Origin of the sequence: Streptomyces sp. NPDC048481, assembly GCF_043200075.1 — a bacterium.
Lineage (GTDB): Bacteria > Actinomycetota > Actinomycetes > Streptomycetales > Streptomycetaceae > Streptomyces.
Genome location: NZ_JBICXC010000001.1, coordinates 1 through 20,871, shown reverse-complemented (window position 1 = coordinate 20,871; position 20,871 = coordinate 1). Strand labels below are relative to the sequence as shown.

14 protein-coding genes, 1 rRNA gene and 1 pseudogene are annotated in these 20,871 nt (G+C 72.1%); 8 read left to right on the top strand and 8 right to left on the bottom strand.

The features are described 5' to 3' along the window. Window positions 1-32 precede the first annotated feature (32 nt). Window positions 33-1,205, top strand: coding sequence for a winged helix-turn-helix domain-containing protein (locus ACGFSH_RS00080; protein WP_393343367.1), 1,173 nt, complete (start codon window positions 33-35; stop codon window positions 1,203-1,205). Between the two features lie 181 nt (window positions 1,206-1,386). Here the strand turns inward: ACGFSH_RS00080 and ACGFSH_RS00075 are convergent, their stop codons facing one another. From ACGFSH_RS00075 to mtrA, 6 genes and pseudogenes are all read right to left on the bottom strand, one after another. After that, the gene (locus ACGFSH_RS00075; RefSeq protein ID WP_069773236.1) at window positions 1,387-2,133 is read right to left on the bottom strand and encodes a response regulator transcription factor; all 747 of its coding nucleotides are present in this window, start codon (window positions 2,131-2,133) and stop codon (window positions 1,387-1,389) included. A gap of 203 nt (window positions 2,134-2,336) precedes the next feature. Beyond that, entirely contained in the window at window positions 2,337-3,029 is a 693-nt protein-coding gene (gene hpf, locus ACGFSH_RS00070) for a ribosome hibernation-promoting factor, HPF/YfiA family (RefSeq protein ID WP_393343365.1), read from the bottom strand. Window positions 3,030-3,844: 815 nt separating this feature from the next. Further along, window positions 3,845-4,528, bottom strand: a pseudogene (locus ACGFSH_RS00065) (ComF family protein); the annotation flags it as partial. A 272-nt stretch (window positions 4,529-4,800) separates the two neighbouring features. Further along, window positions 4,801-6,660 (bottom strand): LpqB family beta-propeller domain-containing protein, encoded by a 1,860-nt coding sequence (locus tag ACGFSH_RS00060; protein ID WP_393343363.1) that lies wholly within the window; start codon window positions 6,658-6,660, stop codon window positions 4,801-4,803. Next, window positions 6,650-8,836, bottom strand: a complete 2,187-nt coding sequence (mtrB, locus tag ACGFSH_RS00055) for an MtrAB system histidine kinase MtrB (protein ID WP_393343361.1) — start codon at window positions 8,834-8,836, stop codon at window positions 6,650-6,652. Before mtrB ends, ACGFSH_RS00060 begins: the two co-directional genes overlap by 11 nt. Window position 8,837: 1 nt before the next feature. After that, window positions 8,838-9,527 (bottom strand): two-component system response regulator MtrA, encoded by a 690-nt coding sequence (gene mtrA / locus ACGFSH_RS00050; RefSeq protein ID WP_187283109.1) that lies wholly within the window; start codon window positions 9,525-9,527, stop codon window positions 8,838-8,840. A 368-nt stretch (window positions 9,528-9,895) separates the two neighbouring features. On the opposite strand from mtrA, the gene ACGFSH_RS00045 reads away from it, so the two are divergent. Then, a complete protein-coding gene (locus ACGFSH_RS00045) occupies window positions 9,896-11,809 on the top strand; it encodes a glycoside hydrolase family 15 protein (protein WP_393343358.1) in 1,914 nt (637 codons plus the stop codon). Beyond that, complete coding sequence (locus tag ACGFSH_RS00040; protein ID WP_393343356.1) at window positions 11,802-13,175, top strand: MFS transporter; 1,374 nt, start codon at window positions 11,802-11,804, stop codon at window positions 13,173-13,175. Before ACGFSH_RS00045 ends, ACGFSH_RS00040 begins: the two co-directional genes overlap by 8 nt. A gap of 299 nt (window positions 13,176-13,474) precedes the next feature. Here ACGFSH_RS00040 and mtnA read toward each other — a convergent pair whose 3' ends face one another. Continuing rightward, a complete protein-coding gene (gene mtnA / locus ACGFSH_RS00035; protein WP_393343354.1) occupies window positions 13,475-14,608 on the bottom strand; it encodes an S-methyl-5-thioribose-1-phosphate isomerase in 1,134 nt (377 codons plus the stop codon). Between the two features lie 140 nt (window positions 14,609-14,748). Here mtnA and ACGFSH_RS00030 point away from each other — a divergent pair, with 140 nt between their 5' ends. The 5 genes from ACGFSH_RS00030 to ACGFSH_RS00010 are packed head-to-tail and all read left to right on the top strand — an operon-like array spanning window position 14,749 to window position 20,491. Beyond that, window positions 14,749-16,155: a glycerophosphoryl diester phosphodiesterase membrane domain-containing protein gene (locus ACGFSH_RS00030; RefSeq protein ID WP_393343352.1), complete on the top strand. Its 1,407-nt coding sequence runs from the start codon at window positions 14,749-14,751 to the stop codon at window positions 16,153-16,155. Between the two features lie 4 nt (window positions 16,156-16,159). Then, a complete protein-coding gene (locus ACGFSH_RS00025; RefSeq protein ID WP_393343350.1) occupies window positions 16,160-16,999 on the top strand; it encodes a DUF4129 domain-containing protein in 840 nt (279 codons plus the stop codon). Further along, complete coding sequence (locus tag ACGFSH_RS00020) at window positions 16,996-18,192, top strand: DUF4350 domain-containing protein (RefSeq protein ID WP_393343348.1); 1,197 nt, start codon at window positions 16,996-16,998, stop codon at window positions 18,190-18,192. The genes ACGFSH_RS00025 and ACGFSH_RS00020 overlap by 4 nt, the downstream gene beginning before the upstream one ends. Continuing rightward, entirely contained in the window at window positions 18,192-19,181 is a 990-nt protein-coding gene (locus ACGFSH_RS00015; RefSeq protein WP_393343346.1) for an AAA family ATPase, read from the top strand. Before ACGFSH_RS00020 ends, ACGFSH_RS00015 begins: the two co-directional genes overlap by 1 nt. After that, window positions 19,181-20,491 carry a DUF58 domain-containing protein gene (locus ACGFSH_RS00010; RefSeq protein WP_393343345.1) on the top strand — a complete coding sequence of 437 codons (1,311 nt, stop codon included), beginning with the start codon at window positions 19,181-19,183 and terminating at the stop codon, window positions 20,489-20,491. Before ACGFSH_RS00015 ends, ACGFSH_RS00010 begins: the two co-directional genes overlap by 1 nt. Window positions 20,492-20,595: 104 nt before the next feature. On the opposite strand, the gene rrf is transcribed toward ACGFSH_RS00010, so the two are convergent. Continuing rightward, window positions 20,596-20,712: ribosomal RNA gene (gene rrf, locus ACGFSH_RS00005) — 5S ribosomal RNA — on the bottom strand. Window positions 20,713-20,871 lie beyond the last annotated feature (159 nt).

Genomic DNA, 20,871 nt, shown 5'->3' with positions numbered 1-20,871 from the left:
CACTGTCAGACCCACCCCCTATCGTGCGATCCATGACGACCCCGCACCCAGCCACCGAGCTCTCCGCAGACGAAGCCCGCCGCATCGCCCTGCGGGCCCAGGGCTTCCTCGGCACGCCCGACCGCAGGGCCGGCGTGCGCGGCGTCCTGCGCCACCTCGGCGCGGTCCAGCTCGACACCATCTCGGTCCTGGCCCGCTCCCACGAACTGATCCCCTACGCCCGCCTGGGAGCCGTCGGCCGCAAGACCGTCGAGGACGCCTACTGGAAGGACACGCACGCCTTCGAGTACTGGTCCCACGCGGCCTGCATCCTCCCCATCGAGGAATGGCCCCACTTCGCCTTCCGCCGCCGCGCCTACCGCAACCGCCCGCAGTGGAACCACGACCTCCCCGAGGGCACCTACGAGCAGGTCGTCAAGCAGCTCCGCACCGAAGGCCCCCTCACCGCCACCGACTTGGGCGGAGCGAAGAAGACCAGCGAGTGGTGGGACTGGTCCGGCACCAAGGTCGCCGTCGAACGCGCCCTCATGTACGGCGAGGTGGTCTGCGTCGAACGCCGCGGCTGGAAACGCGTCTACGACCTCGCCGAACGCGCCGTCCCCGCCGGCCTGCTGCACGACGAACTGGACGACGCCGAGTGCCTGCGCCGCCTCGTCCGCCTGGCCGGCCGTTCCCTCGGCGTGGGCACGCGCGCGGACATCGCCGACTACCACCGCCTCAAGGGCGAACAGGTCGACGCCGTGATCGCCGACTCCGGTCTGGTCCCGGTCACCGTCGAAGGCTGGGGCAAGCCCGCCTGGGCCGACCCGGCAGCCCTGGAGACGCCCCCGCGCGGCCGCCACCGCACCACGCTCCTGTCCCCCTTCGACTCCCTGATCTGGGAACGCGCACGCACCGAGCGCATCTTCGGCTTCACGCACCGCCTGGAGGCCTACGTCCCCAAACCCAAACGGGTGTACGGCTACTTCGCGATGCCCGTCCTCGCCGGCGGCCGGCTCGTCGGCCGCGTGGACCCGGCACGCGAGGGCCGCACCCTCGTCGCCAAACAGGTCACCCTGGACGGCCCCAAGGCGGTCCCGGCGGTCGCCCAGGCCCTTCTCGAAGCCGCGACCTGGGTGGACTGCACGGACGTGCGCGTGGAACGCGTGGACGCCCCGGAACTGCGCGAACCGCTCAACCGGGAACTCGCCCGCACACTCGCCTGACGAGCACGGCGACCTTCGACGAGCGGCGCGAGCGGCGGCGAGCAACGGGCCGCAGGCAGCAGGCAGCAGGCAGCAGGCAGCAGGCAGCACGATCAGACGCAGACCAGGCGGCAGGCTGCGGGAAGCGCCGCCCGCTGGAGACAGCAGGGCCGGGTGGCTCAGCAGCCACCCGCGCCCGGTGTCAGCGGATCTCGAGGATCTTCTCCCGCATCGCGTACACGACCGCCTCCATCCTGGAGTGCAGCTGCAGCTTCTCCAGGATGTTGCGGACGTGGTTCTTCACGGTGTTCTCGGAGATGAACAACTCCTTGGCGATGTCACGGTTGTTCATCCCCGTCGCCACCAGCTTGAGCACCTCCAGCTCCCGGTCCGTCAGCCGCGGCGCGGGGACGAGCCTGCGCTCGTCGGTGCGCTGGATCATCGACTTGAACTCGGTGAGCAGCTTCGACGCCATGGAAGGGCTGATCTGCGACTGACCGTCCGCGACCGCGCGGATCGCGGTGGCGACCTCGTCCGTCGAGATCTCCTTGAGGAGGTAGCCCGTCGCGCCCGCCTTGATCGCCTCGTAGAGGTCGGCCTCCTCGTCGCTGATCGTCAGCATGATGATCTTCGCGCTCGGGGCCACCTCCTTGATGGACGTACAGGCCTCGATACCGCCGCGCTTGGGCATCCGGACGTCCATCAGCACGATGTCGGGCAGCAGGTCGGCCGCCTTGTCCACGGCCTCGGCGCCGTCGCCCGCCTCACCGACGACCTGGATGTCCTCCTCGGCCGCGAGCACGATCTCCAGCCCCCGGCGGAACAGAGCATGATCGTCCACGACGAGAACCCTGATGGGCTCCTTGCGTGAAGTGCCCCCGTCCGGGCCCATGCCGACGACGCCGTCGTCGGCATCGTCGTCCCGCATCGGTCCGAAGGTGTCCGCCATCGTTCCTCCCCCTGAAGGCTGTGGCCGTGGTCCTGAGCCATCGCCAACCCAAGGCAACGACCCACCGGTTGAGCCGCCCTGCCATGATTCCATGCTCGGACGACAACGCGGCGACAGAGCGAGGTGCCAGGGGCGCGCACGGGTGCCCCTGGGGGCGCACACGCGCTCCAGGGGCACACCGCTCGAACTCTCACGGGGCGGGGTCAGCCGCCCAGCGTGCCACCCGCCTCGGGGGCGTTCGCCTGAGCCACCATCGGGTCGGTGTCGAGGTAGATCACGCCGTAGTCGTAGGCGTGGCGCCGGTAGACGACGCTGGGCTGCTTCGTCTCGGAGTCGACGAACAGGTAGAAGTCGTGTCCGACCAGTTCCATCTCGTAGAGGGCCTGGTCGAGCGTCATCGGAGCGGCCACATGGGTCTTCTCGCGCACCACGAGGGGGCCGTCGCCCTGCACCTCGAGGGAGCCGATCTTCTTCGTCGGCACGCTGTTCGCCTCGCCGGACGGGACGGGCTGCCCGTCCCCGTTGAGCGTGGCCACACCCGGCACGTGGTCGGGCACCTCGGCCGCGGACAGCCTGCGGGAACCGCGGCGCGTGTATCGCTTGTCATGCTGCTTGCGCAGCTGCGCGTCCAGCTTCTCCGCCGCCAGGTCGAGTGCCGCGTACGCGTCGCTGGCCGACGCCTCCGCCCGGATCACGGGGCCGCGGGAGCGGAGCGTGATCTCCACTCGGTCGCACCGGTCGGCTTGTCGGGGGTTGGGCTCCTTGGACACCTCGACGTCGAGGCTGATCACCTTGCCGTCGAGCTTCTGGATCTTCTCCAGGTTCAGCTTCTCGGCCACGTGCTTGCGGAACCGCTCGGGCACCTCGGTCTTGCGGCCCTTGACGACGATGTCCACGCAGAACTCCGTTCCCGGATCACTCCGCTCGTCGGCGGAGCGTCTCCCTTTTGCACCAGGCTCCGGTGAGTACCGGAACCTCCGACTTGGTGACTTCCACCTCCTCCTCCCCCATGGGCGAGATCTACACCCCAGGTACTGCAGGGGATTACGAAAACCCGCAGCACGGCATTCGGATTTGAGAGGTGTGGCCTGCGGCTTTCCCTCACAACCGAACATATCTCGCCCGGACGGATGTCGTCACCCTCTACTGCGGCGTACCTCCGTTCAGGTGAATTGACTCTCTCATTACCTGCAACGACGCAAGTTCTCCATCAGTTCCGGTTTATTTCGAATGAGTCCGGCGATGCCGCGACCACGGCCGCGCACACCACGTCACCCGGGCCACCCGGTCCCGAGCCCCCCGCCGGGACCCGGCTCCTGCCTCCCTCCCTCACCCCGGACGGCGTCACTCTTCTGCCTTCCCGAGTCCCACCCCTGTACACGGCCCCGACGCCACCACCACACTTCCCGCCCTCCGCCTCCCCGACGTCCTCCCCGCCCCCCGTACCCGCCCAACCGCCGTCCATCCGCCCCACCTGCCCGGCGCCACCTCCCGCAAGGGCAGCCGGACCCACGGCGGCCGGGCCGGCCGGCGGGGTTGTCCCGGTTGTCCTGGTTGCCGCAGGGGTCCTGGCGGCCGTCAGGGCCGAGGGCGGCATCCCGGCCGCCGCCGTTGTCCCGGCGGTCCCGGCCGTCCCCGCTGTCGCGGCCGTCGCGGCCGTCCCGGTCCTCGCATCCGTCTCAGCCATGGCGGCCGCCGTCGTCGACGCCCGCGCCGCGCGCACCGCCCGCGCCGCCTCCGCCAGGGACGCGCCCGTCGTCACCAGGTCGTCCACGAGCACCACCGGAACACCGTGCAGCAGCCGCACGCCCCCGGGCACGACCGTCAGCGCACCCACCAGATTGTCCAGCCGCCCCCGCGCGTCGAGCCCCGCCTGGTCGGCCACCGGCCGCCGCTGCCGCAACACCGCGGCCACCCGCGCCGCCACCCCGGCCCGCCGCAACTCCCCGGCCGCGGCCAACGCGATACGACGCGCCGGGTCATGACCACGCGCCCGCACGGCGGCGGGGGCGGAGGGGACGGGGACGAGGAGGACGGCAGTGGGGGGTTGGGGGGCCTCCCCCTCCCCCTCCCCCCTCCCCTCCACCCCCGCCTCCCGCAGCCCCGCCCGCACCGCTCCCGCCAGGGCCGCCCCGAGTGGGCGGGCGAGCGCCAGGGCGCCGCGTTCCTTGTGGGCGAGCAGCACTGCCCGAACCTCGTCCGCGTAGCGGGCCGCCGCGTGCACGGCGGGCAGCCCGGGCGGTTCGAGCACGGGCCGCACCCGGAACGGCACGGTGCCGCTGAGTGCCGTCCGGCATCGCTGGCAGAGCACCGTGCGTGCCGTTCCGCAGCCGCCGCACTCGGCGGGCAGCGCCAGGCCGACGAGTTCCTGCCACCACTTGCGAGCGCCTTCCACGTGGATCACTGTGCCAGTGGGCGGGGTGGCCTCACCAGGCCTGTGGAAAACCGCTCGGGGCGGCCTGTGGAAAACTCGAAGTCGGGTGTCGGACGCGCCGGGAACGAACGTCGGAACGCCTCGGGAAGGCGGGCACGGAAGGCGCCGGGAAGGCGGTCGGGACGGATCAGGCGGACAATTGATTCGCGTGGGAGACGGGAAAAGCAAGCGCACCGCATCCGCGCAGCGCCCGGGAGCGCCCGAACGAGCCGCCGAACGAGCCGCGGAATGGTTCACCCCGGGTAGAACGCGACCGAGGCGGTCTCCTTCAGGGTGCGCCAGCCGCTGCCGCCGGGCAGCCACAGCAGTCCGTCCTTGGAGGTCGCGAACAGCGGGAGGTCGCTGTCCTCGGACGCGGCGATGCTCCTGACCTCCGTGAGGCCGGGGAGGGTGCCCGCCTCGGGGAACGAGCCGTCGCACTGCACGTACTGGACCTGTTCCACGCCGCCGGCCTCCCGGCCGACCACGACGAGCCGGCTGTCCCCGGCCCATGACATGGCGGTGACCTTCTCCAACTCGGGTGCCGCGGAACGCAGTTCCTGGACGGACATGGCCGGCCGCGTCCCGTCGCCGACGCCCCGCTCGATGCGTCCGATGAGCAGGGACTGCTTGCCGCCCTTGTCCACGACGAGCGCGATGCGCACTCCGTCCGCCGCCACGCGCACGGCGTTGATCCGGCCGTCCAGGCCCGGGGTGAGGACCTTGAGGGGTTCGCCGCCGCCCTTCTCGAGCAGGAGGAGGCGGGGGTCGGCGGGGTCGCGGTCGGCGATCCACAGGTTGCCGTGAGCGTCCCAGCTGGGGGTGGTGAGCCGGTCGGTCTCGGTCTTGCCCTTGCTCTCGAGGACGGGGTCGCCGAGGGTGTCGCCGGACAGCGTGGAGGCGACGTAGAGGCTCCTGCCGTCGAGGGCGACTCCGGCGGCACTGTGCTCGTCGTGGGCCACGGCGACGGAGCGCAGTGCCTTGGTGCCGTCGCCGAACGCTCCGGGGACGGGGTCGGCCTTGGCGTCGCCGCTGCCGCCGGCCATGCGGATCAGGCGGTGCTGGCCGTCGATGAAGTAGAGGTAGCCGGGGCTGTTCTGGGAGCCGCGGGCGGCGACGGTGGCGGCGCGTTCCTCGTTGAGGGAGCAGAGCTGGGCGCCGCCGGCGCGCAGGGCGATCTCGTCGATGGTGGGGGTCAGGCTGCGCAGGGAGAACAGGAGCTGGGCGGCCATCTCGTCGCACTTGCTCTGTCCGATGTGGGCCGCCTTGTCGTTCAGCGGCACGGTGAGCTTGTTCTGGTCGTCGGGGGTCAGTGAGGTGACGTTCTTGGGCAGGGCGGCGCCGGTGGGGAAGCTGGATCTGACGACGGGGCGGAGCCAGCTGGTGGGTCCGTCGAGCACGGAGCGCACCATCTGGGTCGTGGGGTCGACCCGCTCGCGTACGTAGACGGGGTCGGCGACGGCCATGGGCCGGCCGGGGGTGTCGGCCTTGGTGTTGGAGGCGAAGTAGTACTTGTTGACGGCTACGTAGTTGCGCTGGAAGTCGGATCTGCCCATGACGACGCCGGTGGGGAGGGCGTCGATGCGCCATTGGCGGGTCTTCTTGTCGCGGGTGAGGTGGACGGGCTGGCTGTAGCCGCCGGAGGCGGGTGCGTAGGACTGCTGGGCGTCCACGGTGGCGATGCGGGTGCCGGTCAGGATGAAGGAGAAGTCGTCGCCGCCTTCTCTGCTGTCGGCGGGGTCGGCCTGGGTGGCGGGTCCGTCGGCGAGGACGGTGGTGGACCGTTCGGGTTCCCAGGAGCGGGCGGCGCGGGCGCTGAGGTACTGGCGTGCCGTGGAGTAGTGGGGGTCGTCGCTGGTGAGGGCTTCGAGGAAGCCCTGGACGATTTCGGCGGGCGGTGCGTCGTCCCTGGGCGGTATGGCGAACACCCGTACCTGGGTGTCCTGGCGGGGGGTGGATTCGACGTTGCGCAGGTCTCCGCTGTCGGGCATGGAGGCGCAGCCCGCGAGCAGGACGACTCCGCAGGCGGCGTACGCCGTCGCGCGCCCGCGCCCGTGTCGGCGTGCCGGCGTGCGGCCGGTGCGGGCTCCCCCCTCGCGCTGTTCAGCGCCCACGAAATGCCTCCCCTTGTTCGTCCACGCCGTCGGCGCCGGTGTGCGTCCGGTTGCGGTTGCCACTGGTCGCCGCGTGTGCGGCGTCGTCCGCGGGATCAGGGGCGTCCGGGTCGCCGGTGTCCGCGGGGTCGTCCCGGTCCGGGGCGGGGCCGTGCGCCGTGGTCCGGGGGGCGGGTCGTTCGTCCTGCTGCCGTGCGCCGGTCGCCGTGGTGCCCGGCGCCGGCCGGGACACCACGCGTGCGCCGTTGCCGGGGAGGGCCGTGGGGTCGGCCGTGGGTGAGGTGGCGCCGGCGCGGGGGGTGAGGGGGGTGCGGGCGGCCGAGGCCTGTTCGGTGGCGGGCTGCACGGGGACCGTGGCGCTCTTCTGGCCGCCGCCGCGCGGCACGCCGGAGTCGTCGAGTTCTCCGCGGTTGCGGCGGGAGTCCTTGGGTTCCAGTGGTATCGGCGAGCCGCGCAGGGGTTCGTCGGCGGTCCTCGGCAGGGTGAGCCGGAACTGTGAGCCGCCGCCGGGTTCGCCCCAGGCCTGGAGCCATCCGCCGTGCAGGCGCGCGTCCTCCAGGGCGATGGAGAGGCCGAGGCCGGTGCCGCCGGTGGTACGCGCGCGTGCCGGGTCGGCGCGCCAGAAGCGGCTGAAGACGCGGGTGGCCTCGCCGGGCTTGAGGCCGACGCCGTAGTCGCGCACGGCGATGGCGACGGCTCCGCCCGCGGAGGCGAGTTTGACGATGACGTCCTTGCCCTCGCCGTGTTCGACGGCGTTGACGACGAGGTTGCGCAGGACGCGTTCGACGCGCCGGGCGTCGGCCTCGGCGACGACGGGCTGCTGGTCGCCGAGGACGCGGACGGTGGTGCCCTTGCGTTCGGCGAGCGGCGCGGCCCCGCTGACGACGCGGCGTACGACGTCCCGCAGGTCGACGGGTTCGGCTTCGAGGGCGGCGGCGCCGGCGTCGAAGCGGCTGATCTCGAGGAGGTCGGCGAGGAGCGTCTCGAAGCGGTCGAGCTGGTCGGCGAGGAGTTCGGCGGACCGTGCGGTGACGGGGTCGAAGTCGACGCGGGCGTCGTGGATGACGTCCGCGGCCATGCGCACGGTGGTCAGGGGGGTGCGCAGTTCGTGGGAGACGTCGGACACGAAGCGGCGCTGCATCCGGGAGAGGTCCTCCAGCTGCTGGATCTTCAGCTGGAGGTTCTGCGCCATCTTGTTGAAGGCTTCGCCGAGGCGGGCGATGTCGTCCTCGCCGGTGACCTTCATCCGTTCCTGGAGGCGTCCGGCGGAAAGGCGTTCGGCGATTCCGGCGGCCATCCGCACGGGGGTGACGACCTGGCGTACGACGAGCCAGGCGATGGCTCCGAGGAGGACGACGACGAAGAGCCCGGCGGTGGCGAGGGTCGTCTTGACCAGGCTGAGGGACTTCTCCTCCTGGGTGAGCGGGAAGAGGTAGTACAGCTCGTAGGCCTCGCCGTTGGGGTCGTTGACCTGCTTGCCGATGACGAGCGCGGGCTGCGATTCCTTGTCGTTGAGGTACATGATGCGCGAGTAGCTCTGCACGGCGCCGTTGCCGCTGTTGACGCGTTCGCGCAGGTTCTCCGGGACGCTCTTGTTGGGGTCGACGAAGCCGGAGGCCCGTGGTCCGCGGCCGCCGCCGCTGTCGTCGACGGGGGGCAGGGTGACGACGTCGAAGGCGCCCTGTCCGCCGCTGGACAGCGACAGGACGAGTTCGCTCATCCATTCGGTGACGTTCTGGGAGCCGCGGCCGTTGGCCGGGGCGGCGCCGTCGGGGGTGGAGCCGGAGCCGGCGGCTTCGTCGGCTTTCTGCTTGGCGACGGCGAAGCCCCCGGTGGCCTGGCTCTGGGATGCCCTGACCTTGGCGTCGAGGAGGCCGTTGCGGACCTGTCCGATGACGACGAAGCCGAGCAGCAGGACGACGCCGAGGGACATCAGCAGCGTCGTGGCGACGACTTTGAGCTGGATGTTGCGCCGCCACAGCCGCATGACGGGCAGGAGCGGCCGGCGCACCCAGCGCAGCAGCAGTCGCAGGACGGGGCTGTTGTGCACCCCGCCGCGCAGGGGTCCGCCTTCGAGGAGGCGGGTGAGGCGTGGGCCTGGCGTGTCACGGCCGACAGGCCGCTGCGGACGGGCCCCGGACCGTCCGGGAGCCGAAGCGGCGCTGTCCCCGGTCATGTCAGCTGGGCCCTGCCTTGTATCCGACGCCGCGGACGGTCACGACGATCTCCGGGCGTTCCGGGTCCTTCTCGACCTTGGAGCGCAGTCGCTGCACGTGCACGTTGACCAGGCGGGTGTCGGCGGCGTGCCGGTAGCCCCAGACCTGTTCGAGGAGGACCTCGCGGGTGAACACCTGCCAGGGTTTGCGGGCGAGGGCGACCAGGAGGTCGAACTCCAGGGGGGTGAGGGCGATGGACTGGCCGTCGCGCTTCACGGAGTGGCCGGCGACGTCGATGACGAGGTCGCCTATGGCGAGCTGTTCGGGCGCGGGCTCCTCGGACCTGCGGAGCCGGGCGCGGATGCGGGCGACCAGTTCCTTCGGCTTGAACGGCTTCACGATGTAGTCGTCGGCGCCGGACTCCAGTCCGACGACGACGTCGACGGTGTCGCTCTTGGCCGTGAGCATCACGATCGGCACGCCGGATTCCGCCCTGATCAGGCGGCACACCTCGATGCCGTCCCGTCCGGGCAGCATGAGGTCGAGCAGCACCAGGTCGGGCTTGGCCTCACGGAACGCGGCCAGCGCCTTGTCGCCGTCGGCTACGAAAGACGGCTCAAAACCTTCACCACGCAGCACGATGCCGAGCATCTCGGCCAGTGCGGTGTCGTCGTCGACGACAAGGACTCGTCCCTTCATAAACGACATCATCCCATTCTCGTAACAGTGAAGGTTGCCCAGGTGAGCAGGGTCACCGGCCAGTGACGATAGTCGTACGGGGCGGTCACTGTCTGCCCCTGTCCGCCGTCGCCGGTGCCGGCCCGGGTGTCGGGCCGTGCGGCCGGATCGGCGCGCGCGGCCACGGTTCAAGGACAGCACATGTGGCGTTCGGGTGAGCATGCGGGCTCCCGGGGCGCGGCGCGGGCGGGTTCTCGTGCGCGTGGGCGGCCGGCGTCTTGACGGCTCTCACCCGCTGGGGGTGAGGCGCCGGACGCGGCGCGGACGAAGACTTTGCCTGTGCAGGTCATGGCGGTGCGGTCCGTGTCGTCATGGCGCCCCGGAGCAAGCGAGGTGACCGCGTGAACCGGTACCCGCCCATCGCGGAACACGGCATGGTCGGCGATCTTCAGACCGCCGCCCTGGTGGCGTCCGACGGAACCGTCGACTGGTGGTGCACGCCGCGCTTCGACTCGCCCAGCGTCTTCGCGTCGCTCCTGGACAGCGAGCGCGGCGGGTACTGCCGGCTGGCGGCGGAGTTCCCGGACGGGAACGGCATGAGCGTCCGCCAGCTGTACCTGTCGGACACGGCTGTCCTGGTGACCCGTTTCATGGCGCCGGGCGGGGTGGGCGAGGTGGCCGACTTCATGGTGCCCGACGACTCCCCGACGGCGTCGGGTGTGCACCGGCTGGTGCGCGTCGTACGGGTCGTACGGGGAAGGCTGCCCTTCGTTCTGAGCTGCCGGCCGCGCTTCGACTACGGGCGTGCGCCGCACACGCTGGAGCGGACCGACGAGCGCTCGGTGACCTTCCGGGGGCCGGGGACGGACCTGCACCTGCAAAGCAGCCCCGGCGTCGGCCTGCATCCGGACGGCGACGACATCAGTGCCCGCTTCACCCTGTCCACGGGCGAGGCCGTCGCGATCGTCCTGACGAGCACGCCCGGCGGGGATCCCGCCCCGCCGCCCCCGACTCTGGACGGCGCGGCCGACGCCCTGGAGAGGTGCCGCGGGTTCTGGCTGTCATGGCTGCGCTCGTGCACCTACCGGGGCCGCTGGCAGGACATCGTGAACCGGTCGGCGATCACCCTCAAGCTGCTCACGTACGCGCCCACCGGGGCGCCGATCGCCGCCGCGACGATGGGGCTGCCCGAGCAGATCGGCGGCGAGCGCAACTGGGACTACCGCTACACGTGGATCCGTGACGCGTCGCTGTCGGTCAGGGCCCTGATCGACCTGGGCTTCCAGAAGGAGGCGCACGCCTTCCGCCGCTGGCTGCGCGACCGCATCGAGGCCAGGACCACACCGTCGGCGGATCCTCTGCAGATCATGTACCGGGTGGACGGCGACCCCCGGTTGAGCGAGGAGAACCTCGACCACCTGGAGGGGTACCTCGGGTCCCGTCCGGTGCGCGCGGGCAACGCGGCCGCCGACCAGCTCCAGCTCGACATCTACGGCGAGGCGTCCGACGCCCTCATGGTGGGCGGGGACATCGGCGCGATCCGCGGCTGGCAGGCGCTGACCGACGTGCTGGACTGGCTCGCCGACCACTGGGACCAGCCCGACGAGGGGATCTGGGAGACCCGTGGCGGCCGGCAGAACTTCACCTACAGCCGGCTGATGACGTGGGTGGCGTTCGACCGGGGCGTCCGCGCGGCCACGGCGTTCTCCCGCCCCGCCGACACCGCGCGCTGGACCGCCACGCGGGACGCCGTCTTCCGCGAGATCGTCGGACGCGGCTGGCACGAGAAACGGCGGGCGTTCGTGCAGCACTACGACACCGACGTGCTGGACGCCTCGCTCCTGCTGATGCCGAAGGTCGGCTTCCTCTCGCCCCACGACCCCGACTGGCTGAGCACCCTGGACGCCATGGGCGAGGAACTGGTCAGCGACAGCCTCGTCTACCGGTACGACCCCACGGCGTCCCCCGACGGACTGCGCGGTTCGGAGGGCACGTTCAACCTGTGCAGCTTCTTCCACGTCGAGGCGCTCGCCCGCAGCGGCCGGCTCAACCAGGCCCGCCACGCCTTCGACAAGATGCTCACCTACGCCAACCACGTCGGCCTGTTCGCCGAGGAGATCGGCCCGTCGGGCGAGCAACTCGGCAACTTCCCGCAGGCGTTCACCCACCTCGCGCTGGTCACCGCCGCCATGGCACTCGACGAGGAACTGGATAAAGAGCAGTTCCGGCCGGGGTCCGGCGATCACAGGCACCCCGTGACCCACGGCCTCACGCCACCGACGGCGGGCCCGGGCGGGGACGGCACCGGTGGCTGACACGGCCGCGCCCACGCGCGCGCAGGGGCAGCGACGGGTCCTCGCCGCCCTCGCCCTCGCCCAGTTCATCTGCAGCTTCGCCGGCTCCAACATGAACGTGATGATCAACGACATCAGCGAGGACCTGGACACCACGGTGCAGGGCGTCCAGGTCGCCATCACCGTCTTCCTGCTGGTGATGGCGGCGCTCATGATCCCCGGCGGCAAGCTGACCGACCGCTACGGCCGAAAACGCTGCTTCGTGGCCGGCCTGGTCGTCTACGCCGTCGGCGCGCTCCTCAGTGCGGCCGCGCCCGGTCTCGGTGTGCTGATCCTGGGGAACTCCCTCCTCGAAGGCATCGGCACCGCCCTGCTCATCCCGCCCGTGTACATCCTCACCACGCTCCTGTACCGGGACGTGACGTCCCGGGCGCGGGCCTTCGGCGTCATCATGGCGCTGGGCGGCGTCGGCGCCGCCGCCGGTCCGCTGATCGGCGGCCTGATCACGGAGGCGATCAGCTGGCGCGCCGCGTTCGTCTTCCAGGCCCTCGTCATCGCGCTGATCGTCCTGCTCGCCCGGAACCTGGACGACCCGCTGCCGCCCGACCCGACCCGCTCGTTCGACACCGGCGGCGCCGTCCTGTCGGCCGTCGGCCTCGTCCTGGTCGTCATGGGCATCCTGGCCGCCGACAACAACGTCTGGCTCATGATCGCCCTGATCGTCCTGGGCGTCCTGGTCCTGCTCTGCTTCTTCCGTTGGGTGGGCGTGAGGGAACGCTCCGGCAGGGAACCGCTCCTGTCCCTCACCCTGTTCCGCAACCGCACCTCCAACCTCGGTCTGATCACCCAGAACGTGCAGTGGCTCCTGCTGATGGGCACCTCGTTCACGGTGGCGGCCTACCTCCAGGTCGTGCGCGGCTACAACGCCGTCCAGACCGGCGTCATCTTCACCGCCGCCACCCTCGGACTGCTGCTCACGTCCCTGTCGGCCGAACGCCTCGCCAAGCGCCGCCCGCAGCGCACGCTCATCATGACCGGCTTCCTCGTCACCGTCGTCGGCGTGGCCGCCCTGGTCGCCCTGGCCGCCGCCTACAAAACCGCGTGGTCCTACGTTCCCGGCCTGCTCCTCATCGGCCTGGGCCTCGGCCTGATGCTGACCCCATCGGTGAACGTCGTTCAATCCAGCTTCCCCGAGGAGCGGCAGGGCGAGATCTCCGGTCTCTCCCGCAGCGTCTCCAACCTCGGCTCGTCCTTCGGCACCGCCATAGCCGGCACCATCCTCGTCTCCGGCCTCACCAAGGGCGCCTACGCCGCAGCCATGATCACTCTGGCCGTCATCGGCCTGGCCGGCCTGGCCGCCGCAACCCGCCTCCCCAAAACCACCTGACCGCCCCACCACCCATCGGCTGACCGACGGCCGGACGGACCGACGGCGGGACGGCAGGACAGCGGACAGCGGACAGCGGACAGCGGGACGCTCACAAGCGTCCAGTTCAGGCAGGGCCGACGGCCCCCGGAGCCAATCCCCAGCAACCAGGGGCGGACGAGGCCGCCGACTTCCTCCAACCTTTCTCCGGCGTTTCTCCGACGCCCGAGAACGCGCCACCGCCCGCTACCGATCACCGCCGCCGACCCACCCGCTCCCACCCCGACGACCGCCGGGGCCGACGACCGCCAGGGCCGCCGTCAGTCCCGGCTCGCCCTTGCGCACATCTCGGCGAGCGCTTCCGCCGTGACAGGCGAGATCGCTCCTTCCTCGGTGACGATCGCCGTCACCAGTTCGGGCGGCGTCACGTCGAACGCGGGGTTGTACGCCTGAGTCCCCAGGGGCGCCACCGGGACGCCCCCGCCGGCTCCCGTCACCGGCGCCTGGGGTGCGCTGACCTCCGTCACCTCGTAGCCGGGCCGCTGCTCGACCTCGATCGACGCCCCGTCCGGCGTCTGCGGATCCACCGTCGTCACGGGCGCGACCACGATGAACGGCACATGGTGGTAGCGCGCCAGCACCGCGAGCGGGTAGGTGCCCACCTTGTTCGCCACCGACCCGTCGGCCGCGATGCGGTCCGCGCCCACCAGGACGGCGTCCACCTCGCCCGCCGCGAACAGCGACCCCGCCGCGTTGTCCGTCAGCAGCGTGTACCCCATGCCGTTGCGCGCCGCCTCGTACGCCGTCAGACGCGCTCCCTGCAGCAGCGGACGGGTCTCGTCCACCCACAGCCGGCGCAGCCGCCCGACCCGGTGCGCCGCGAGCGCGACGGCGAACGCGGTGCCCTCCCCACCCGACACCAGCGCCCCGGTGTTGCAGTGGGTGAGGACCCGGTGGCCGCCGCCCGGCAGCAGCTCGTCGAGCAGCGCCAGCCCGTGCGCGGCCATCCGGGCGCTCGCCTCGGCGTCCTCGCGGTGGAGCTGGCGTGCGGCGGCCAGCGCCGCCCGCGCGCCCTGCACGGGATCACCGCCCCCGGCGACCTCCGCCTGGTAGGCGGCCCGGGCCCGCCGCACGCCGACGGACAGGTTCACCGCGGTCGGCCGGGCGCCGGTCAGAGCGTCGGCGGCGTCGTCCACGTCGAAGCCGCGAACGGCGGCGAGCGCGACGCCGTACGCCCCCGCGATGCCGAGCAGCGGCGCACCGCGCACCGCCAACGACCTGATCGCCTCCACCAGCGCGGACGCGTCGGTGCACACCAGCTCGACTTCCTCGGCCGGCAGTCTCGTCTGGTCGAGAAGAACCACCACGGGACCCTCGGGCGGCTCCTCCCATCGGATCGCGGGAATCTCGCTCGGCCGCTTGTCCTCGCCGGATTGCGCGTACTGATCAGCCATGCGATCAGTCTGCCCCCTATCCGGCGGACAATTGAAGGTGCGCAGCCCATACCGCGGCCGGTCCACCGATCGGCCCACCATGGCACGATGGCTGCCAACCTGCCGCCGCGACCGCGGACGGGCACCGTGAAGGAGCGACGATGAAAGACTCTCCGGGCTGGGCCTCGCCCGGATCCGCCCCCTCCGACGGACAGGAGCCCGGCGCGTCCCGTCCTGCCGAGCCCGCCGACCGCCCCGCCGACCGCCCGGACGGCGCCCAGCCCGCGGACCAGCCGGACGCCGGCGCGCAGATCCCCGGCCCGAAGTGGTCCAAGGAGCAGCCGCCCCCCGGCCGGTGGTCCGCGCCGGCGGGCCCCGGCAGCCCAGGCCAGGCTCCGCCGCCCCCACCGCCTCCGCCTCCCGGCGCGGGCTGGGGCGGGCCCCCGCCCACCGGCCCGGGCGCCGCTCACCCCGGCGGCCCCACCGGCCCGGGCCCGCAGGGCGGCTACGGCTACGGCGGGCCCCACGGTTACGGCCCTCCCGTCGGGTGGGGAGGTGGCTGGGGCGGTCCCCCGCCTGCCGCCAAGCCCGGTGTGATCCCGCTGCGCCCGCTCGGCGTGGGCGAGATCCTCGACGGCGCCGTCGCCACCATGCGCACCTACTGGCGCACCGTCCTGGGCATCTCGCTGACCGTCGCGGTCGTCACCGAGGTCGTCGTCGTCCTGCTGCAGGGCCTGATCCTGAACGGCTCCACCGACACCACCGCCCTCGGCGACCCCAGCGCCACCCCCGGCGAACAGCTCAATGCCATGGGCGACGCCATGCGCGCCTCCGGGCCCGTCCTCCTGATCACCCTCCTGGGCACCATCACCGCGACCGCTCTGCTGACGGCCGTCACCAGCCGGGCGGTGCTCGGCAAGCCGGTCACTCTCAAGGAGGCCTGGCGCGACGCCCGCCCCCAGGTGCCCAGACTGTTCGGGCTGATCTTCCTGCTGATGCTCGTCGCCGCCGCGGTCGGCGCCGTGTGCCTGCTGCCGGGCATTCTGGTGAGCGCCGCCGCCGACGACGACGCGGGAGTTCCGCTGCTGGCTCTCGGCATCCTCGCCTCCTTCGTCCTCGTGCTGTGGCTGCTGGTCCGCTTCTCGCTCGCCTCGCCGGCGCTGATGCTGGAGAAGCAGGGCATCAGGAAGGCGCTCGGCCGTTCCGCGAAGCTCACCCGCGGCTCCTGGTGGCGTGTGTTCGGCATCCAGCTGCTCGCCCTGCTCATCGCCAACATCGTGTCGATGATCGTCGTCGTGCCGTTCGCCCTCCTCGGCGCCGCCCTCAGCGACGGAGGGATCAGCGGCATGGTCGAGGCAGGCGCCGAGTACGGCTGGACCTACCTGATCATCAGCGGCATCGGCTCGGTCCTCGGCTCCATGATCACCTTCCCGATCGCGGCCGGCGTCATCGTGCTCCTCTACATCGACCAGCGCATCCGCCGCGAGGCCCTCGACCTCGACCTGGCCCGCGCCGCCGGCCTGCAGGGCTACGGCTCCCCCGCCCCCGGCGCGACCACGGGGAGCTGATGCGGTGAGCCTGACGGGGGGAGCACTCACCGCGCCGCACCCGGGCAGCCTGCCACCGCGGGCACTGCCCGGCATCGCCGACGACGCCACGGCGGCCCTGTCCCGCGCCACCGGCCGGGCCCTGGCCGCCCTGGTGCGGGCGGGCGGCGGCGCGGCGCCGGCGACGGCCCGGTCGGGCGACCAGCCTCCGGTCACCGCCCCCCGGGACCCCGCCCGGGAAGCAGCCCACCGCGAACTGTCCAGGGACCTGTACCACCAGAACGACCCCGGCCTCCTCCAACGGGCACTGGACACCTTCTGGAACTGGATCGGTGACCTGTTCGACAGCGCCTCGTCCGCAACCCCCGGCGGCGCGCTCGGCCTCCTGGTCGTCGTCCTCGCCGTCGGCGCCGTCGTGGCCGCCCTGTGGTGGCGCCTCGGCACACCCGGCCGAAGGCCCACCTCCGTGGCCGCCCTGTTCGACGACCGGCCCCGCAGCGCCGCCCAGCACCGCGCCGCCGCCGAGGCGCACGCCGCCCAGGGCCACTGGAACCAGGCCCTGCAAGAACGCATGCGCGCTGTCGTGCGCGCCCTGGAGGAACGCGCCCTGCTCGACACCCGCCCCGGCCGCACGGCCGACGAGGCCGCAGCCGAAGCCGGCCGCTCCCTGCCCGCCCACGCCGACCGACTGCGCACCGCCGCCCGCGACTTCGACGACGTCACATACGGCGGCCGCCCGGCGACCGAGCAGACGTACCGGCGCACGGCCGAACTCGACCTCGCCATCGAACGCGCCACTCCCCACGCCGCACCGAGCAGCCCCCACACCGCCGCGCGACCGGCCCGCCAGGGAACCGCCGGATGACGACCGAGGCCCCGCCCGCCACCACCTCCGCGTCCCCCACCGCGCGCCAGCTGTGGACCCGCGCGCGGGGACTGGCCCTCGCCATCGCCCTCCTCCTCGCGGGGGCCGTCACGCTCGCCGCTCTCCAGTCCGAGGCCCGACACGGCGCCCTCGACCCCCGCTCCGCCGACCCTTCCGGCAGCCGCGCCCTCGCCGAACTCCTCGCCGACCACGGGGTGTCCACCCGCCTGGTCACCTCCCTCGCCGAAGCCCGCACCGCGGCCCGCCCCGACACCACCCTCCTGGTCGCCGCCCCCGACCTCCTGACACCACCTCAACAACGCGACCTGCACACGTCGACCGCCGCCTCCGGGGGCCGCACCCTCCTCGTCGCCCCGAGCAGCGCCTCCGTGACCACCCTCGCCCCCGGTGTGAGCGCCGACCCGGCCCACAGCCGCGACTCCGTGCTCTCCCCCGACTGCGCCCTGCCCGCCGCCCGCCGCGCCGGCACCGCGGAAACCGGCGGCATCCGCTACAGCACCCACCGCCCCGGCGTCGACGCGTGCTACCCCAGCGAACGCCTCGCCACCCTGCTCCGCATCCCGGACTCCACCGGAGACGGCGACACCGTCGTCCTCGGCGCGCCCGGCATCCTCTCCAACGAACGCCTCGACAAGCAGGGCAACGCCTCGCTCGCCCTCCAGCTCCTCGGCTCCCGCACCCATCTGGTCTGGTACCTCCCCTCGCTCTCCGACGCCTCCGCCACCGCCCCGGACGACGAAAAAGACTTCCTCGACCTGCTCCCGTCCGGCTGGCTCTGGGGCACGCTTCAGCTCTTCGTCGCGGCAGCCCTCGCCGCCCTCTGGCGGGCACGCCGGCTCGGCCCACTCGTTCCCGAACGTCTCCCCGTGGCGATCCACGCCTCCGAAACCGTCGAAGGCCGCGCCCGCCTCTACCGCAAAGCCGCCGCCCGTGACCGCGCGGCCGCCGCTCTTCGCTCCACCACCCGCATCCGCCTCGCCCCTCTCCTGGGCGTCCCCGTCACCCACGCGCACACGCCCGAGGCGCTCCTGCCCGCCCTGTCCGCCCACCTCCACGGCGACGGACAAACTCTGCACTCCCTCCTCTTCGGCCCGCCACCCGGCGACGACGCGGCACTGACCGCACTCGCCGACCAACTCGACGCCCTCGAAAGAGAGGTACGCCGTCCATGATGGACCCGACCACTGACAACGCCGGGAGCACCGGGGACCCGGGCCGCGCCCGCGCCTCCCTGGAGGCCCTGCGCGCCGAGATCTCCAAGGCCGTGGTCGGCCAGGACCCCGCCGTGACAGGACTCGTCGTCGCACTCCTGTGCCGCGGACACGTTCTCCTTGAAGGAGTCCCCGGAGTGGCCAAAACGTTGCTCGTCCGCGCCCTCGCCTCGGCCCTGGAACTCGACACCAAACGCGTCCAGTTCACCCCCGACCTGATGCCGGGCGACATCACCGGCTCCCTCGTCTACGACGCCCGCACCGCCGAGTTCTCCTTCCAGCCCGGCCCGGTCTTCACCAACCTCCTGCTCGCCGACGAAATCAACCGCACCCCGCCCAAAACCCAGTCGTCCCTCCTCGAAGCCATGGAAGAACGCCAGGTCACCGTGGACGGCACCCCGCGCCCCCTCCCCGACCCGTTCCTCGTCGCCGCGACCCAGAACCCCGTCGAATACGAGGGCACCTACCCCCTCCCCGAAGCCCAGCTGGACCGCTTCCTCCTCAAACTCACCATCCCGCTCCCCTCCCGCCAGGAGGAGATCGACGTCCTCACCCGCCACGCCGAAGGCTTCGACCCCCGCGACCTGCACGCCGCCGGCGTACGCCCCGTAGCGGGGGCCGCCGACCTCGAAGCTGCCCGCGCCGCCGTCGCCAAGACCACGATCTCCCCCGAGATCACGGCCTACGTCGTCGACATCGTCCGCGCCACACGCGAATCGCCGTCACTCACCCTGGGCGTGTCCCCTCGCGGCGCGACCGCCCTCCTGGCCACCGCCCGCGCCTGGGCATGGCTCACCGGCCGCGACTACGTCATCCCCGACGACGTCAAAGCCCTCGCTCTCCCCACCCTCCGCCACCGCGTCCAGCTCCGTCCCGAGGCGGAGATGGAAGGGGTGACCGCGGACTCCGTCATCAACGCCGTCCTCGCCCACGTCCCCGTCCCCCGCTGATGGCACTCACCGGACGCACCGCGCTCCTCGCGGCCCTGGGCTCGATCCCCGTCGGCATCTGGGGCCCGGACTGGACCGGCATCCTCGCCGTCAACGCGCCCCTGGCCCTGGCCTGCGCCTGCGACTTCGCCCTGGCCGCCCCCGTCCGACGCCTGAGCCTGACCCGTTCCGGCGACACCACCGCCCGTCTCGGCGAGCCGGCGGACATCACCCTGACCGTGACCAACCCCTCCCGCCGTCCCCTCCGCGCCCAGCTCCGCGACGCCTGGCCGCCCAGCAGCTGGCAACCGGACACGGAAACCGCCGCCTCCCGCCACCGCATGAACATCCCGCCCGGCGAGCGCCGCCGCGTCACCACCCGGCTGCGCCCCACCCGCCGAGGCGACCACCGGTCCGACCGCATCACCATCCGCTCCTACGGCCCCCTCGGCCTCTTCTCCCGGCAAGGCGCCCACCACGTCCCCTGGACCGTGCGCGTCCTGCCGCCGTTCACCAGCCGCAAGCATCTCCCGTCGAAACTGTCCCGCCTGCGCGAACTCGACGGCCGCACCAGCGTCCTGACCCGCGGCGAGGGCACCGAATTCGACAGCCTGCGCGAGTACGTTCCCGGCGACGACACCCGCTCCATCGACTGGCGGGCCACAGCACGCCATTCCACGGTCGCCGTCCGCACCTGGCGCCCCGAACGGGACCGGCACATCCTGCTGGTTCTCGACACCGGCCGCACCTCCGCCAGCCGCGTCGACGACGCCCCTCGCCTCGACGCCTCCATGGACGCCGCTCTCCTTCTCGCCGCCCTGGCGTCCCGCGCCGGCGACCGGGTCGACCTCCTCGCGTACGACCGCCGAGTACGCGCCCTCGTTCAGGGCCGCACGGCACGCGACGTCCTCCCGTCCCTGGTCGACGCCATGGCGACCCTCGAACCCGAACTGGTCGAAACCGACGCCCGCGGACTTACCGCCGCAGCCCTGCGCACGGCCCCGCGCCGCTCCCTCATCGTCCTGCTGACGACACTCGACGCCGCCCCGGTCGAGGAAGGCCTTCTTCCCGTCCTCCCTCAACTGACCCGACGCCACACGGTTCTGGTCGCCTCCGTCGCCGATCCTCGCGTCGCCCGCATGGCCGACTCCCGCGGCGGCGTCGACGCGGTCTACGAGGCAGCGGCCGCAGCCCAGGCCCAGACGGAACGCCACCGCACCGCCGAACAACTCCGCCGGCACGGCGTCACCGTCGTCGACGCAACACCGGACGTCCTCGCCCCCTCACTGGCAGACGCCTACCTCGCTCTGAAAGCAGCAGGGCGCCTGTAAAGCGAAAAGGGCTCTCCGAGAGGAGAGCCCAAAAGCCGGCAAGCACAATGTCAACAACGCAGAAAACCCCCGCACCAACGGTGCGGGGGTTTCCCATAAAATTTGTTCGGCGGTGTCCTACTCTCCCACAGGGTCCCCCCTGCAGTACCATCGGCGCTGTGAGGCTTAGCTTCCGGGTTCGGAATGTAACCGGGCGTTTCCCTCACGCTATGACCACCGAAACACTATGAAACTGTTTCAGCCGCACCATGTGTGGCACATGGGGCTGTTCGTGGTTTCAGAACCAACACAGTGGACGCGAGCAACTGAGGACAAGCCCTCGGCCTATTAGTACCAGTCAGCTTCACCCATTACTGGGCTTCCACATCCGGCCTATCAAC